Below are 15,438 nucleotides of genomic sequence, written 5' to 3' on the forward strand. Positions count from 1 at the left end.
AGCAACTTTAAACACCGCGGTAAAATAAAGCTGATTATCTTATAACCGCCGTATATAGCGCTAACATACGCGGCGGTAGTTAAAACGCGCCACAATTATAAGCCGCGGAATATAACAGTTATAAAGACAGCGGAATAAACTAAAACAGGGAGAAAAACATGACAAGTATAACAGAAGGAAATAATTTAGGCGATCTTCTAAAATATGAAGTGTCTAATCTATATTCAAGAGACCAAATAACAGTAGCAAAGGGGCAAAACCTAAAGCTTGGTACGGTTGTTGGTCGTGATAAAGATGATCTAATTAAAATTATAAATGCAACGGCCACAGATGGCACACAAACGGCGATAGGTGTGATAACAAGTGATGTAAACGCAACGGAAACCACCAAAGCAGTAATCATTACACGTATAGCAATGCTAGCGGATCATGCAGTGGTGTGGCCAGCAAATATCACCGAAGAGCAGAAAGCTGCAGCAATAAAACAACTTGACGCACGGGGTATCATCATCCGCAAAGGTGTCTAAACTTCAACTCAACTTAAATTAATAGGGAAAACAAGGGGAAAAACATGCAAAATCCATTTACAAATCCAGCATTTAGTATGACGGAATTGACTAAAGCAATAAACATATTGCCGATAAATTATGGTCGCGTCGAAAATTTAAATTTATTTCCAAGTAGATCAGTAAGATTCCGACATATTACGATAGAAGAGCAAAACGGAGTATTGAGTTTATTACCAACGCAAGTTCCGGGAGCGCCTGCAACAGTGGGAAAACGTGGAAAACGAAAAATAAGAACATTTACGATACCACATATTCCCCATGATGATGTAGTGTTACCTGAGGAAGTGCAAGGGATAAGGGCATTTGGGTCAGAGAATGAACTGAAAGCGTTGGCCAACGTGGTAACAGATCACCTGGAGTTGATGAGGAATAAACACGCGATAACATTAGAACATTTGCGGATGGGGGCGTTAAAAGGGATTATTCTGGATGCTGATGGCAGTGAGTTATTGAATCTTTACAACGAATTTGAAATTACGCCAAAAGTGGTAAATTTCGCATTGGGAACAGCAACGACAGATGTCAAGCGTAAGTGTCTGGAAGTATTGAGGCATGTTGAGGACAACTTAAGTGGTGAATATATGACCGGGATTCATGCGCTGGTAAGTCCTGAGTTTTTTGATGCACTAACTTCTCATGCCAAAGTAAAAGAAGCATACGAGAGATGGCAAGAAGGAGCAGCACTCCGGAACGACATGAGGTCAGGATTTACGTTTTGTGGAATAACATTTGAGGAGTACAGAGGGCAAGCAACCGATCCTGAAGGAAATGTGAGAAGATTTATAGAAAAAGACACAGGACACTGTTTTCCACTTGGTACAGCAAGCACATTTACTACTTACTTTGCGCCAGCGGACTTTAATGAGACGGTGAATACCCTTGGTCAGCCATTGTATGCAAAACAAGAGCCAAGAAGATTTGATAGAGGGACCGATTTACATACTCAGTCAAATCCTTTACCAATGTGCCATCGTCCAGGAATATTAATCAAAGTCGTTGCAGCATAACAATACTGGTAGAGCAACTACAAAGTATGAAACTGCTCTACCAGTATGCCCCTTCTTAGCGTGCATGTAGAGATTAGTGCATAAAGGTAAAGTATGCAAGAAAAAATAAAAAGATTATTTGCAGATTGTTTTACACATTTAGGGCAGCAAGCGTTGTATGAGTCAAAGGATAAGTCATACCTGGTGCAGATATTAAAGCAACAACCAGATAAATTATACGGGATTGGTGAAGGACAATTTGTAGGAGAAATTTTGACTTTAGAAGTAAGTGTGTTTGATGTATTAAAGCCAATGGTGGGAGATACTTTTTCTATAGGTAGTTGTAGATACAGAGTACACACACCGCCACTCAGAGATAACTCTGGGATGATCTGGAAAATTCAAGCGTCAGGGGTGTAGATGCGTATTAACATCGAAGTGACCGGTAGCATAGAAAAAGTTATGCAAAGCATAGATGCAGAGAAAGCGAAAGTGGAAAAAGCGACGGTGAGGGCATTAAACAAAACAGCACTATGGGTAAGATCGCAAACTGTCAAACAAGTTAGCGAAGAAAAACAAATACCAAAAAAAGCAATGAGAAAAAAGTTAAGTGTGGATAAAGCAAATAGAAAGCGTTTGTGGTCTATAATAAAGCTTAGTTCGCAGTGGATAGGAGTAGCAAAACTTGGGAGTATAAAACAGACAAAGATGGGAGCAAAGGTAGGAAGCCGTACGTATGAAGGAGCATTTATAGCAACAATGAAAAATGGTCATATAGGAATATTCAGAAGAAGGTATACCACGTCTTTGCCAATAGATGAAATTAAAATAAACACCCATGCTCGGGAAACAATGAAAGAGTTAGTTGATAATGAAGTAGAAAGAGTATTTGAGAAATATTTTCAGCAGCAGATAGATGTTTTGGAGTAATTTACATACAGCAATCTGTAATAAGTTAAAGGAAGAGATACCAGCGATACAGACATGTGAAGTGTATAGAGCGATAAGAAGGGAAATAATAGCCCCAGCAGTGTTTGTAGAGCTTGTGAGTTTAGAGCCAGGGAAAGATCCGGGAACAGAGGAATTAGCACTGAGAGCAAGATTTGAAGCGAGAATAGTAGTTGATGGAACAGTCGAGGATTCCTCCTATGATTGTTGTCAATAAGAAATTTCATATTTTGTAAAATCTTTAAAAACCCGGTTATCTTTAAAGTGTGTAGAAAATGTCTGTCAGAAATCGGTAGCTCTCAATTGCATAAAAGTCAATAATGATTTTTTGTATTACTCAAAACATTTTCTGATGTAAAATTCAGCTCTAATGCAATTTTTTATTTATTACTGTACCATCTTATTCGATCAAAAGTTGTTTCATTGACAACAAAAATACTAAGTTTTTAATTAATATTTTTTAAATTAATACAGCTAATGAATATGTGCGTCTACATACACTTAAAGCACATATTCATTTGGCTTACAAAAATCAAGGTATCATATTTTCCCTTACAATTATTGTTCAATAAAAAATTCAAATTTTGTAAAATCTTCAAAAATCCAGTTCCTTTTCAGTGTATAGAAAATGGTTGTTAGAAATTTTCTAGCAGTTGCAATAATAGCCTTAGCAGAACCACGCTTCTTTTTCACATGCTCGTAAAAACTTTTCAGGTAAGGACTATATCGTATAGCGACCCAGGTACACTGTACTAAAGAAGTTCGTGCCATTTTTGGCCCATATTTGGTGATTCTTCCAATAGTACATTGCTGATTAGATTGAGAAACTGATGGTACAACTCCGAAATAAGCAGTGAGCTTTTCAGGATTGCTAAAATCATTAATATCGCCAATTGTTGTGATAAAAACTGCTGCAGAAATTGCACCAATACCTTTAATACTGATAATATTATTAAACCCAGGAAGTTGTTTAGCAAAAGCGGTAATTTCTTCTTTAAGCTTCTTGAGGTTTTCTCGAATAGCTTCCAGTTGATAGCTAATTACTTCAATCTCTATCTTTTCTATATAATCCCAATTGTGTTTTTGAATAGAGCGTTCAAATCCAGCTTTAGTTGTCAGCGTTTCCTTCTTAATTTTTATCCCATGATAATTAAAAAGACCGTGCATTTTATTGATTAGAGATACTTGTGATTTCACTAACTGCTCTCTTGTTCGAAGAAGAGAAGCTAACTGCTGGCATTGTTTGCTTTTACATCTCGCTTCAGGCAACATATCCTTGCTTAAAAAGAAAGCAATAGCTCTTGCATCATGCCTGTCTGTCTTCTTTACAGAGCGGCGAATAACTTCAAATTGCCAGGGTGCAATTATCACTGCGCGCTTGACGTAAGATGACACTGCATCATAAAAGAAACAGCTATTACCTGTAGCTTCGAAAGCTATTTCATCTTCTGATTTAAGACCTTCAACGAAATTGTCCAAGTCCTGTAAGTGAAATGTGCGAATACATTCTTGCTTTCCTGTTTCTAAGTAGCAAACAGTAAAGCTATTAGTATGTAAATCAACACCTATGTAACGCATAAATTTTCCCTCTTATTGAATACTACAAAATATCAGAGTAGAATATTACCGGTTGGTCCAACCTCCTATACGCGGTCACCAAATTTTATGGGCCGCACGATGGTTTTCGGTGGCAGGGGCGGTTAATCTCGATAACGAGGTCTAATCCCATTATTGCATATAAAAGCAAAATAGGGCCTCATGAATCCTTTCAACCTGCCACCTATCCACTCTGAGAAGTTATTATCTTCTCATGCTTCCAGCCAAGCAATAACAATTCATATCATCTCGATAGTTGTGAGAGAATTAGCAACAGAAGTTGCAAGAGTTGTGAATAAAAATACTTGGGACGTGGAAAATGTTTCAGCAGGTGAATTTATATCAGCAGGAGGAGATGATTTTAGACCAGAATTAGATGCATATCTAGTGTGGATGGTTGAATGGGTGCATGAAGTCCATGTAGGCAAGTCAATATTTTCAGGCGGAGTTACGCCACATACTATCGAGATAGGAAAAGTGTATGTTGGACCATAATTTTGCTATTGCAGAGCTAAATAGAAGGCTAGCGAACATTATTCGTATAGGTCTAGTTAAAGAAGTAGACTATGAAAAAGCAAGAGTGCGGGTAAAAATAGGAGAATTTATAACCGATTGGCTTCCATGGGTAACGGCAAGAGCAGGAGAAGATAGAAGTTGGTTTTCCCCAGATATTGATGAGCAGGTAATGGTATTATCGCCATTTGGAGAGTTGTCATTAGGGGTGGTGTTACCTGCAATATATCAGGAGAAATATCCCCCTCCGGAGAATAAAAAGGAAATAAATAGTGTAAAATTTCAAGATGGAACAAAGTTTACATACGATAAAGATAAACATCATTTAGAGATAGATGTAGTAGATAAAATAACGCTAAAAGTTGGGGAATCAAGTATAGAAATGACAAAAAAGGGAATAAAACTCAAAGCAAAAAGAATAGATCTAAACTAGCATATGGGTAAAGCAATCGTTTGTGTAGGAGATTATTGCAGTGGAATATCAGCACATGTTTGTATGAGTGGAAGTGAAAACGTATTTGTAAATGGTAGATCTGTTTGTCGAAAAGGAGATATCTTAACTCTAGGTGAGAAACTAACACAAGGTTCAAACAGCGTATTTGTGAATGGTATTGGGGTAACGAGAACAGGTGACTTGGTATCGTGTGGTTTTCATGTGATGGGTGATAGCAAAAATGTATTTGCAGGGTAAAAAAGATGCGTGGTATGAGTGCTACTAGTGGGAAGGAACTGGAAGGTTTAGACCATCTGAAACAATCAATAATTGATATACTGACCACTCCGATAGGCAGCAGAATCATGCGTAGGAAATATGGATCGAGATTGTTTGAATTAGTGGATAAGCCAGTAAATCGTGATTTTACACTAGAAATTTACGCAGCAACAGCGGAAGCTTTGGAAAAATGGGAAAAGAGATTTAAGTTAGAAAAAGTAAAAATCACAGAAGTAAAAGAAGGGAAAGTAACGATTGATCTAGAAGGATTGTACTTGCCAAGTGGAAAAAATATTCGCTTTGACGGGGTTGTGGTATAAAGATGGAGCAGCCAACTATTATCGAACCACTGAACTTTGAGGAGATTTTTTCTCGGATGAAAGAAGAATTAGTAAGTCGTGATGAAAGTTTTACGGCATTAGTAGAAAGTGATCCAGCAATAAAGATTTTAGAGGTAGCAGCATGGCGAGAACTTTTGCTCAGAGAAAGAATAAACGAAGCAGCAAGGAGCAACTTACTGAAGTTTGCAAGTGGAGAAGAACTTGATAATTTAGCTGAGTTTTATGGAGTCGAAAGGGAAAGAGAGAACGGGGAAAAAGATGAACGTTTTAGGAAAAGAATCAAAGCAAAAATAATAGGATGGAGCACAGGAGGAAGTAAAGAGCATTATCGGTTTCAAGCACTCTCAGCAGATAGTAGAGTAAAGGATGCGCTGGTTGAATCAAAAGTGCCAGGAAGTGTGGAGATCTCGATTTTATCAACAAAGTTATCCACAAATGGCATAGCGTCTGAAGAACTACTTGATATTGTAAGAAAGCGAGTCACCAGGGATGATATAAGGGTATTGACAGATACGATAACAGTAGTTGGTTGCAATATTATTGAAATAAATATCCACAGCAGAATTAGCATTAAAAGACCAGATATTGTTGAAACAGTGAAGAAGAGATTTATAGAAAAATTTGAATCAACAAAAAGATTAGGATGGAAGGTGACAAGATCGTGGATTATAGCTAATTTGTTTATGGAAGGAGTAGAAAACGTAGAATTAATCGAGCCAAGAGAGGATGTTGTGGTACTGGGGAATGAGTGCGTTTGTTTAGGCAAGCTAGAAATCGAATTAATGGGCAAAAGCTAATGTTACTTCCACCTAATAGCACAAAAGAAGAAAGAGCCATAGTAGAGGCTATCGATTACAAAGTTGATCCAAGCAGGATAAGGGGATTTAAGTTTAATCCTAAAGATGAAATATTGCCATGGATAGTAGAGGAATATGGTCTAGAAGAGATTCTGCGTTGGGTAAAAGACAAAGGAAAGGCGATAAAAGAAGGAATAAAATTTCAAAGACTGCGTGGCACACCAGAAGCACTGAAAATAGCATTAAAATGGGCAAGTATAGATGATATTACAATTATTGAGGAACCTCCAGGAAAACATTTCTTTGAATTACAGATAGGGATAAGAGACGTACCAAACGACTTCTTCGTCGATGCAGTTGTAGAGCTTGCAAAACTATCATTACCTGCAAGATCACGGCTAATGAGGATTTTTAATGATCACTACAATATTGGCAGGTTCATTTTAGATGAGAGTTTTTTTGGCAGCTTATTATCAGACTATTCTGGTACAAAGATCGAAAAAGATGGACCAGTGTTATCATTTGGGAGAGTAAATTTTTTCAGGTCTCATGGTCCAGTTATTAGGATTATAGAAAACTATCTACGCGATCATTATGAACGAGCTTTAAGCAATGACATATATCGCTTGGATGTAGCAATACTTGGAGAAACCGAGCCTCACACAAAGAATTATAACGGTATTTATGAAAGAAGTCATCAGTGGAATAATTTAAAAACGTTATATCCGCTACCACAGAGCTTATTACCGGCAATTAAGTTTGCTAAAGCGCAGATAGTATTATCAGATAGCTGGAACTTAGGAGAAATAAACGCGTGTTTTCCAGTTGGTAGTGTGGAAGAAAAAGGAAGTAAATTTTTACTAGGAAGTAGCAAACTATCTGAACAACTGTGGAATTTAAAATACAAGCCAATTTTAGAAAGGTTTAGCGTTACTCACCACTACAAGGTAGAAGATTTTACCAACCAGAAAGTTATAAGATTTGGTTTAGCAGAACACAATGTTCATTTTGAAAGCGATTTAAATTCAGAGCAAAAGGATTCAATACATGAACCGGAAAATTACATTTTAGTGTTTTACCCAGGTGTACTAACGTGGCACGAACATCGACATTTGAACAGAAGTTGGGAAGAGAAACAGGTCATATGTTTAATACGCTAAATACTTATATTTATATCTTCATATATTACATTAACATTCGGTAAAAGTGTGTGAAATAAACAAAAAAAAGACTTGCCTTTTTATACTAAAACAGACATAACTTAAATAGTAGCAGGTAAATATAAAAAGTTTATCTGACGTTAAATAAGCGAATTTTGTGAGGTATATATGCTGTTCAATTTAAACAAAAGACTGGAGAAATTAAAGGAGAATTCATTTAAAAAAATAGATGAAAAAGACATAAATGGAGATACGGTGTTGCATCTAGCAGCACATCTTTCAGATGAAAAAGTAATAAAGTTACTAATAGAAAAAGGAGCAGAAATAAATATAGAAAATAATAGCGGAGACAGACCATTACACCTAGCAGCATTTTATGGAAAGGTAGAGAATGTAAAAGTACTGATAGAAGGAGGAGCAAATGTAAATGCTATAGACGATGGAGGATATACGGCATTACATAGTGCGAGCTTAATGAGTTGTGAAAAGACAGTAAGGGAGTTAATAAAAGCGGGGTCAAATGTTAATACTGGGAACTACATAGGAAGAACGCCATTGCATAGTGCGGTATTTATGAGGGAAATAGGGAACGTGAGAGCAATATTAGAAGCGGGAGGTGATGTAAATGCGAGAGACCAAAAAGGATATACACCAATAGATCTAGCATATATGGCAAAGACTGAGGAGATAATAAAAGAGCTATTTTTTAATAAATTAAAGATATAGATTTATATCTTAATATAATATGTGGAAAAAATTTGTATATTTTGCAAAAAAAAACTTGCTTTTTATGCTAAAACAGCCCTAAGTGAAAAAGTAGCTAGTAAACAAACAAGATTTGCTAAGCGCTGAAGTGAGTCAAATTGGAGCCACTTTATATTACATTAATAGCTGAGGAACGTTATGGTAAAATTTAGTAAGAAAGAAAGAGAAGAATTTAATAAGTCATGGAAAGAGGTATTAGATAACTCAATAGAAAATATTAATAAAAAAGACACAAAAGGGAGGACGATACTACATTACGCGGTGGGAATGCCAGATCCAAAAAAAGTGAGGTTATTAATCAAAAAGGGAGCAGATGTAGATGCAGCAGATGCCGGGAAATATAGACCACTACACCTAGCAGTGATGGGGCAACGTGTAGAAAATACAAAAGAGCTGATAAAAGCAGGAGCCGATGTAAACACAGTGGAACGAAGTAGCAAATTTGCCGCGTTACACCTGGCATGCATGGTCAGTGAGGTAAAAATAGTAGAAGAACTAGTAAAAGCGGGAGCAAATATAGAGCAAAAGGATAAATATGGCAAAACCCCAATGGATTATGCGAGAAATTATAAAGAGATAAAAGAAGTGTTAGAGAACGTAAAAATGGCAAATAAACAGAGGGAGTTTATAGAAAGAATAAGGGTTGTATCGGAAAGTACGGCAGCAGGTGTGATAGTGGCAAAGGAAGAGCTTGTGAAAATTTAGAAGGGCTATGGCTAAGAAAGAGGTAATTATGGAAAAAAGGGAAGTTTTATCATTAGAGGGAAAAAAGTTGGTAGAACTGAAAAAAATATGGAAAAAGGTATTTGGGGAAGAGGCACCTAGATATTCAAAGAAATATTTGATACCAAGATTGGCGTATAGGATACAGGAGAAAGAATATGGAGAAATGTCGAAAAAAGGGTCAAAAAGACTAGAATACCTGGCAGATCGACTAGAGAAGGGAAAAAGGATAAGTAGCGATAAACTGCCAGTGGAGGGAACGGAGTTGATACTAGAAAGAGGTGAGGAAACGCATGCGGTAATGGTAACAGATACTGGTTTAATCTACCGAGAAGAGTTTTATACGTCATTATCAGCGGTAGCCGGAAAAATAATGGGAATGAGCTACAACGGTCCTTTATTATTTGGGATGCGTGATAAAAAGGTAAGTTGAGGGGGAGAAAATGCTAAAAGAGGTGAGGTGTGCGATATATACGAGAAAATCAAATGAGGACGGGCTAGAGCAGAAGTTTAATAGTTTAGATGCGCAGAGGGTAGCATGTGAAAAATACATAAAAAGTCGAGAAGGGTGGGTAGCATTGGCAAAAAAGTACGATGATGGAGGCTATTCAGGAAGTAATTTAAATAGACCAGCGATAAAGGAATTATTTGAAGATGTAAAAGCCGGAGAAGTGGACTGTGTGGTAGTGTATACGCTAGATAGGTTATCAAGAGAAACAAAGGACTGCATAGAAGTAACGTCATTTTTTAGAAGGCACCGGATAAGTTTTGTAGCAGTGACGCAAATATTTGATAACAACACACCAATGGGAAAATTTGTACAAACAGTGCTATCAGGGGCGGCACAGCTAGAAAGAGAAATGATAGTAGAGAGAGTAAAAAATAAAATAGCAACATCGAAGGAAGAGGGTCTATGGATGGGAGGGAATGTGCCACTAGGGTATGATGTAAAAGAGAAGGAATTAATAATAAATGAAAAAGAAGCAAAAGTAATAAAGCATATATTTGAGAGGTATATGGAGCTGAAGTCAATGGCAGGATTAGCAAGAGAGTTAAATAGCCAAGGGTACCGAACGAAAGCAAAATCAGATATCTTTAAAAAGGCCACGGTAAGGAGGATAATAACAAATCCGATATATATGGGAAAAATACGGCATTATGAGAAGCAATATGAGGGAAAACATGAAGCAATAATAGAAGAAGAAAAATGGCAAAAAGCACAAGAATTGATAAAGAATCAGCCGTATCGAGGAGTAAAATATGAGGAAGCGCTGCTAAAGGGGATGATAAGATGCAGATGCTGCAAAGTAAACATGACGCTGACATACTCAAAAAAAGAAAATAAAAGGTATCGATATTATATATGCAATAACCATTTAAGAGGAAAAGATTGTGGATCAATAAATCGAACCGTAGTAGCAGGAGAAGTGGAAAAAGAAGTAATGAAGAGAGCGGAATGCTTATATGAGAATTGGGAAAAAGGGGCAAAAAAAGAAAAATGGGAAAATTTAAGTTTCAGAGAACAGAAAGAAGTGGTGAAAAAATTAGTAAAGGTAGTGTGGGTAAGAGAGGAAGGAGTAGAAGTATGTTCTGAATCAGAGGAGACATTTATAGCAATGAATTTGAAGAAGAAAGGAAACAAATGCACAGTAGTGGAACCAGAAGGAAAAACAAACAATGCGCTACTGAAAGCAGTGGTGAGAGCCCATCTGTGGAAACGGCAGCTAGAGGAAGGGAAATATGCGAGTATAAAAGAACTGAGTGCTAAAGTTAATATAGGTACAAGACGTATACAACAAATTTTAAGGCTGAATTATTTAGCACCAAAAATTAAAGAAGATGTAATAAATGGGAGACAACCAAGGAGCTTGAAGTTAGTGGATTTGAGAGAAATACCGATGCTTTGGAGTGAGCAGATAAAGAGGTTTTCAGCTTAGCATCTTAATTACAAAAGCAACAGAAAGAGTATGTGCAAGAAGGAGCTGCTACAAAGGGCCATGCTAAAAGGTGTTGAGATTGATGTAAGTCAATGTTACAAAAGCTGACACCTAATTATGCGAAGATATCAATATAAATATTGAAGATTTTAACAGACTAGATACGACAATGGTAGAAAATGTATCCAATTTTAGCTGCATACTTTAATAGTAGATCGGAGGAAAAATTTCTGTAAGTATCAAAAAGTCAACATATATAAGCCCTTCTTATAATAGTCTGAACGAGGATAAAAACATCTTTATAGCTGTTGTAAGCAATGAGGGTAGCATTATGTTATTATCGGGTTATTGTAAAAAGGGCTATAATTTGCAGAGCGTGATTTATTAAACCTTCTCTAAAGAATATATGGCAACAGATGTAAACACTAAGCTCTACCTTAATAATACTGTATACTACTCCAGACGTATCTTGATCATATACAAGGTGCTAACTATAAATAGACTTAACAACAAAATCTTGTTTTTTTTATGAATTTGTGGTAAAATTCAGGGCAGTGTGAGAGTACATTTTTTCTAGAGCTTAGTAAAGTACTTAATTCTTTAGATCAAGTCAAAATAAATAGGCTAGACAAAGTTATTCTTAGTTTAAACTTGATATTAAGGTACCAAGATGAAAAAAATTGAAATTTCAGAATTACTAAAAAGAATTGCTATCTGTTTACTATGCATAGCAATCATGGTCTCTATTGCTCTTTTGTTTGCCTATATGCATACAATGTTGCTCAGTAAAGGATGTGAGCTGGCTGCAAATTATGTTAGTGAAACTATGCCTTATGTATTACTCACTGTTTTCTTTTTTATCGCTTGGTTTATATATGATCAAGTGCTTAGTAAAATGAAGGAAGTAGAGCTACCTATAGAGATAGAATTAGCTAATTCAGATAATAAAACAACACTTAAAGATGTTATAATTGATGATTCCTTAAGACAAGAGTTGGAGGTTACTTGCTGTAATAAAATGACAGAAGAAGTGCGTAGAATGTTGAGAAGTGAACGTATTAACTTACAAAAAGATTATATATTACATGGCCCTCCTGGAAATGGCAAAACACTTATCGCTCGTGCAATTGCAGGTGAATCAAACATGAATTTTATAAGTATCTCAGGTCCGGAACTCATTGGAGTATATATTGGTCATGGTGCACATGTTGTACGTGAGCTTTTTAAAGTAGCAAGAAAATATTCTCCTTGTATAATTTTTATAGATGAAATAGATGCAGTTGCTCAGAAAAGAAGTACCGCTAATAACTCAGCTTACCACTGTCGAGAGAGCTTAACACAGTTACTAACTGAAATAGATGGATTTAAGAGCAGAAAAGACATAATAGTAATTGGTGCAACTAACCTAGTTGATGAGATAGATCCAGCACTTATTAGACCTGGACGTTTAGGTCAAATAGTTCATATACCTAATCCAAATGTGGAAGCGAGACAAAAGATATTGGAGCTTTATACCAAAAATATAAAAATTGATAAGAGGCTACTTAAAGGTATTGCAGAAAAGACAGAAGACTATTCTGGAGCTAAGTTAGAGCAATTAGTAAATGAAGCAAGAAAGCATGCTATTTTAAAAAGGCAGGTTACGGTGGTTAGCGAGGAAGATTTCAAACATGCGTTTCACAAGCTAAATCCAGGACAAGGAAGAGGTAGATAATGTCAGCTTCATTTTAGTCACAGAAAGAAAAATCCTCTTTATCTACGTTATTAACATAAAAATTAAATGTGTGATTCATAGAGGTTATTACAACTGGTTTGTCAGATTGAGTCTAAACTATTACACTGGATGTACCTTTTAATGCCACCTAACTTACCTTTAACCTATGCAAATTAACCAATAGCAAAAAAAATAACACAAGTCAAACTTAACGTGGCAACAACATCATCTAAGTGGAGAAAGTTGCCTCTTCCCACCATAAATGTCAATCTTTAGAAAAATCTCTAACTTGACCTCTATCCTTTTTCAACTTTGGCTATTTTAAACTTCCACAGATGGAGGATTAAAATCATTTATTTGATCAATTCCAACATCACTAAGTGCTGTATTTGCTTTATATAAATAGCAACCTCCTACTATGAGAGAAATCGATGCAGCTACAGCAAGTGTGAAACATATTGCTAAATAAGGTATTGTTAAACTTGTACCAACAGCAAACACTCCAGCTATTACAAAAGCAGCAGAAGCATAGTTACTATGTTTTCTACTCTGATCACTGATGGTTCTTTGTTGGCTCAAATTTTTTTGCTCTGCTTCATTCAGCTCTCTTTCAAGAGCTTCAATCACTTGCTCCATTTGTTGAGCACTCTTTCTTAAATCACTCAGTTCTTCTCCTCTTTTTATAAGCTGAGCTTTGTATTTACTCATTTGATCAAGAGCCTTATAAGCTGTGTCGTGATGTAGTTTTAGCTCTCTTTCGAGTTTATCATTTAAGTTATTAATCTCCTGTTGTGCTTGTTCAAAGCTTTCTTCTTGTTCCAATTTTTGAGCTATAGCTGAATCTATTTCTTCCTTAAGCTGAGCTTCTTGGCAATTAAGGTTTTCAACCTCTTGCTCTAGCTCTTGAATACGCTTTCCTCTTTTTGCAAGTTGAGCTTGAAGTGTCAAATTCGTGCCTTTGAGTGCAAACACCTCTTGTCTTAATTCTTCTTTTAGAAATGATTCACTCTCAAGATCTTGATTTTGAAGAGTATTTTCTAACTGCCTTAAAGATGAAGCGTTTTGTTTTTGACTATCATTGTTTTCATGCTCTGAGCTTTCAGTTGTGTGAATATCATCACTTACTTTCTGCTGAACAGGATAGAGATTTGCTTTTACATCAGAGCTACCCGTAGTAGTTTCTTGAGGACTTTTAAGTTTTTGAGTTTTCGGCATTTCACGTTCTCCTTGAGATATTTTTTTTATTTGCTCATTAAACGAAGCAACATTATCGAGATTATTAATAAAACATGACCTAATTTTTTCAATCGACTCCTTTATATCTTGGATACTTATGTCGACCAATCTTTCTAGACTAATATACAATGCCGTTGCAAAGTGTGCTGTTCTGATGCTAGCAGCATTAAACTCTTTATTTATCTTACCGTAATTAATAGATCCCTTTGTTGAACAAAGATTAGTTAACTGTTCAAACTTATTACCCATTAGAGAGGCAAGTTCAACTTTTTCTCTATTTATTGGTGTATATTGAGATAAAACTTTTTTTACTCCTTCATGATCATTCCAGAGCATTCTTGCTATTTCAGATGCTATAAGACCGCACGAGTAGTCATCCTTTTGAAATTGAGTGTTTGAAACATATAGATTACAATCTTGTTGGGTTAAGAAGTCATTAATACAATCTCTAAAGCTATTTTTCTCACCTATAGCTGGATTCTGAGCATCTACAAATAATATATTTTTTTTATTCTGATCTACAAAAAAGTAGAAAACAACCCAGTGATTTTCATGTTGCCCTTGTTCTACAGGACGCCTTCTAATGTAGAGTACATCTCTATTTTTTTTACTTATTAATTCAAACATTTCTTTTAATTCATTAGAAAATGCTGAACCTTCATCTTGAACCTTAACTATAGGCTTATTTCTGCTGTTACCGCTATCATCATTCTCAGAACATAAATCAAATAATGAGAAGCGTATTCCTATATTATCATACCAACCTTCTTTGCCATCTCTTCCTGAGAAGAACTCGCTAATTTTTGCGATTTTATTAGAGTCAACTTTGCCAATAATAGACTGTACTACTTGTCCTAGCGATTTATCATCCTGGCTAGAGCAAGAAATAAAGGCTAGACTATTCCTTGATAAATCAAAATTAGCTTGTTGACCACCGCCATCAATAATTGTGTTTCCTAACATAATGTTTATTCACCTCAAACCTATTTAATTAGTGTATCACTAAATAACGATTACATCAAGTAAAATTGAGTATGGTTTCAGAATAAATCTTTGATTTTAAGACTATGTGCCTTTTGATAGCCTGAAGATGGTTTTATGTTTCTTGTTTCTTTTCCTTCATCAATATATTGTTTTTCTATCAATTTTGAACATCTTGCTCATAGTCATTTTTTGTCTACTACTTTCAAAGCACGTTCTCTCAAATCTTCACTATATGACTTTGACATTTTTCTACCTTTTTTAAAGCCATTTTATACTTCATTTATCCTTTCTAGAGAAATCTTTCGTCGATTAGCTGTAGGTGAAAAAATTTCTTACAACTGCGAGTTTGAACTGATTTTACTATAGATCAACAAAATTGAGAACCACCATCTATATTTAATATCACTATTATAAGAATATGATGGATTATGCTTTAAAGGAGTGCAAAAGCTGCTGA

Annotated in this window: 16 protein-coding genes and 2 pseudogenes; 16 read left to right on the forward strand and 2 right to left on the reverse strand. The window is 35.8% G+C overall.

Going from position 1 to position 15,438, the window contains the following annotated elements; genetic code table 11:
* Positions 1 to 158: 158 nt before the first annotated feature.
* The 5 genes and pseudogenes from ACQH1X_RS03895 to ACQH1X_RS03915 form a co-directional block, all read left to right on the forward strand.
* The gene (locus ACQH1X_RS03895; RefSeq protein ID WP_425386606.1) at positions 159 to 527 is read left to right on the forward strand and encodes a head decoration protein; all 369 of its coding nucleotides are present in this window, start codon (positions 159 to 161) and stop codon (positions 525 to 527) included.
* 44 nt (positions 528 to 571) lie between these two features.
* Positions 572 to 1,576: a major capsid protein gene (locus ACQH1X_RS03900; RefSeq protein WP_425386607.1), complete on the forward strand. Its 1,005-nt coding sequence runs from the start codon at positions 572 to 574 to the stop codon at positions 1,574 to 1,576.
* Positions 1,577 to 1,669: 93 nt separating this feature from the next.
* Positions 1,670 to 1,975: a head-tail joining protein gene (locus ACQH1X_RS03905; RefSeq protein WP_425386608.1), complete on the forward strand. Its 306-nt coding sequence runs from the start codon at positions 1,670 to 1,672 to the stop codon at positions 1,973 to 1,975.
* Positions 1,976 to 2,485, forward strand: a complete 510-nt coding sequence (locus tag ACQH1X_RS03910; RefSeq protein ID WP_425386609.1) for a phage tail protein — start codon at positions 1,976 to 1,978, stop codon at positions 2,483 to 2,485.
* A pseudogene (locus ACQH1X_RS03915) lies at positions 2,472 to 2,702 on the forward strand (hypothetical protein); the annotation flags it as partial. The gene ACQH1X_RS03910 and the pseudogene ACQH1X_RS03915, both read left to right, overlap by 14 nt.
* Before the next feature lie 359 nt (positions 2,703 to 3,061).
* Here ACQH1X_RS03915 and ACQH1X_RS03920 read toward each other — a convergent pair.
* Complete coding sequence (locus tag ACQH1X_RS03920) at positions 3,062 to 4,081, reverse strand: IS110 family transposase (protein ID WP_425386610.1); 1,020 nt, start codon at positions 4,079 to 4,081, stop codon at positions 3,062 to 3,064.
* Between the two features lie 252 nt (positions 4,082 to 4,333).
* On the opposite strand from ACQH1X_RS03920, the pseudogene ACQH1X_RS03925 reads away from it, so the two are divergent.
* From ACQH1X_RS03925 to ACQH1X_RS03975, 11 genes and pseudogenes are all read left to right on the forward strand, one after another.
* A pseudogene (locus ACQH1X_RS03925) lies at positions 4,334 to 4,594 on the forward strand (hypothetical protein); the annotation flags it as partial.
* Complete coding sequence (locus ACQH1X_RS03930) at positions 4,581 to 5,045, forward strand: phage baseplate assembly protein V (RefSeq protein ID WP_425386611.1); 465 nt, start codon at positions 4,581 to 4,583, stop codon at positions 5,043 to 5,045. The pseudogene ACQH1X_RS03925 and the gene ACQH1X_RS03930, both read left to right, overlap by 14 nt.
* A 3-nt stretch (positions 5,046 to 5,048) precedes the next feature.
* Positions 5,049 to 5,303, forward strand: coding sequence for a PAAR domain-containing protein (locus ACQH1X_RS03935; protein WP_425386612.1), 255 nt, complete (start codon positions 5,049 to 5,051; stop codon positions 5,301 to 5,303).
* Between the two features lie 5 nt (positions 5,304 to 5,308).
* Entirely contained in the window at positions 5,309 to 5,644 is a 336-nt protein-coding gene (locus ACQH1X_RS03940; RefSeq protein ID WP_341814689.1) for a GPW/gp25 family protein, read from the forward strand.
* Positions 5,645 to 5,646: 2 nt separating this feature from the next.
* A complete protein-coding gene (locus tag ACQH1X_RS03945; protein ID WP_425386613.1) occupies positions 5,647 to 6,462 on the forward strand; it encodes a baseplate assembly protein in 816 nt (271 codons plus the stop codon).
* Positions 6,462 to 7,622 (forward strand): phage tail protein, encoded by a 1,161-nt coding sequence (locus tag ACQH1X_RS03950; protein ID WP_425386614.1) that lies wholly within the window; start codon positions 6,462 to 6,464, stop codon positions 7,620 to 7,622. Before ACQH1X_RS03945 ends, ACQH1X_RS03950 begins: the two co-directional genes overlap by 1 nt.
* A gap of 168 nt (positions 7,623 to 7,790) precedes the next feature.
* Entirely contained in the window at positions 7,791 to 8,348 is a 558-nt protein-coding gene (locus ACQH1X_RS03955) for an ankyrin repeat domain-containing protein (RefSeq protein ID WP_425386615.1), read from the forward strand.
* A 177-nt stretch (positions 8,349 to 8,525) separates the two neighbouring features.
* Positions 8,526 to 9,092: an ankyrin repeat domain-containing protein gene (locus ACQH1X_RS03960; RefSeq protein WP_425386616.1), complete on the forward strand. Its 567-nt coding sequence runs from the start codon at positions 8,526 to 8,528 to the stop codon at positions 9,090 to 9,092.
* Between the two features lie 7 nt (positions 9,093 to 9,099).
* Positions 9,100 to 9,543 carry a DUF2924 domain-containing protein gene (locus ACQH1X_RS03965; protein ID WP_425386617.1) on the forward strand — a complete coding sequence of 148 codons (444 nt, stop codon included), beginning with the start codon at positions 9,100 to 9,102 and terminating at the stop codon, positions 9,541 to 9,543.
* A gap of 10 nt (positions 9,544 to 9,553) precedes the next feature.
* Positions 9,554 to 11,047 carry a recombinase family protein gene (locus tag ACQH1X_RS03970; RefSeq protein ID WP_425386618.1) on the forward strand — a complete coding sequence of 498 codons (1,494 nt, stop codon included), beginning with the start codon at positions 9,554 to 9,556 and terminating at the stop codon, positions 11,045 to 11,047.
* Positions 11,048 to 11,717: 670 nt separating this feature from the next.
* Complete coding sequence (locus ACQH1X_RS03975) at positions 11,718 to 12,761, forward strand: ATP-binding protein (protein WP_425386619.1); 1,044 nt, start codon at positions 11,718 to 11,720, stop codon at positions 12,759 to 12,761.
* Between the two features lie 321 nt (positions 12,762 to 13,082).
* Here the strand turns inward: ACQH1X_RS03975 and ACQH1X_RS03980 are convergent, their stop codons facing one another.
* A complete protein-coding gene (locus ACQH1X_RS03980; protein WP_425386620.1) occupies positions 13,083 to 14,960 on the reverse strand; it encodes a TomO hydrophobic C-terminal domain-containing protein in 1,878 nt (625 codons plus the stop codon).
* Between the last annotated feature and the right edge of the window lie 478 nt (positions 14,961 to 15,438).

The organism is Wolbachia endosymbiont (group A) of Barypeithes pellucidus, from assembly GCF_964030885.1.
In the GTDB taxonomy this organism is placed as follows: domain Bacteria; phylum Pseudomonadota; class Alphaproteobacteria; order Rickettsiales; family Anaplasmataceae; genus Wolbachia.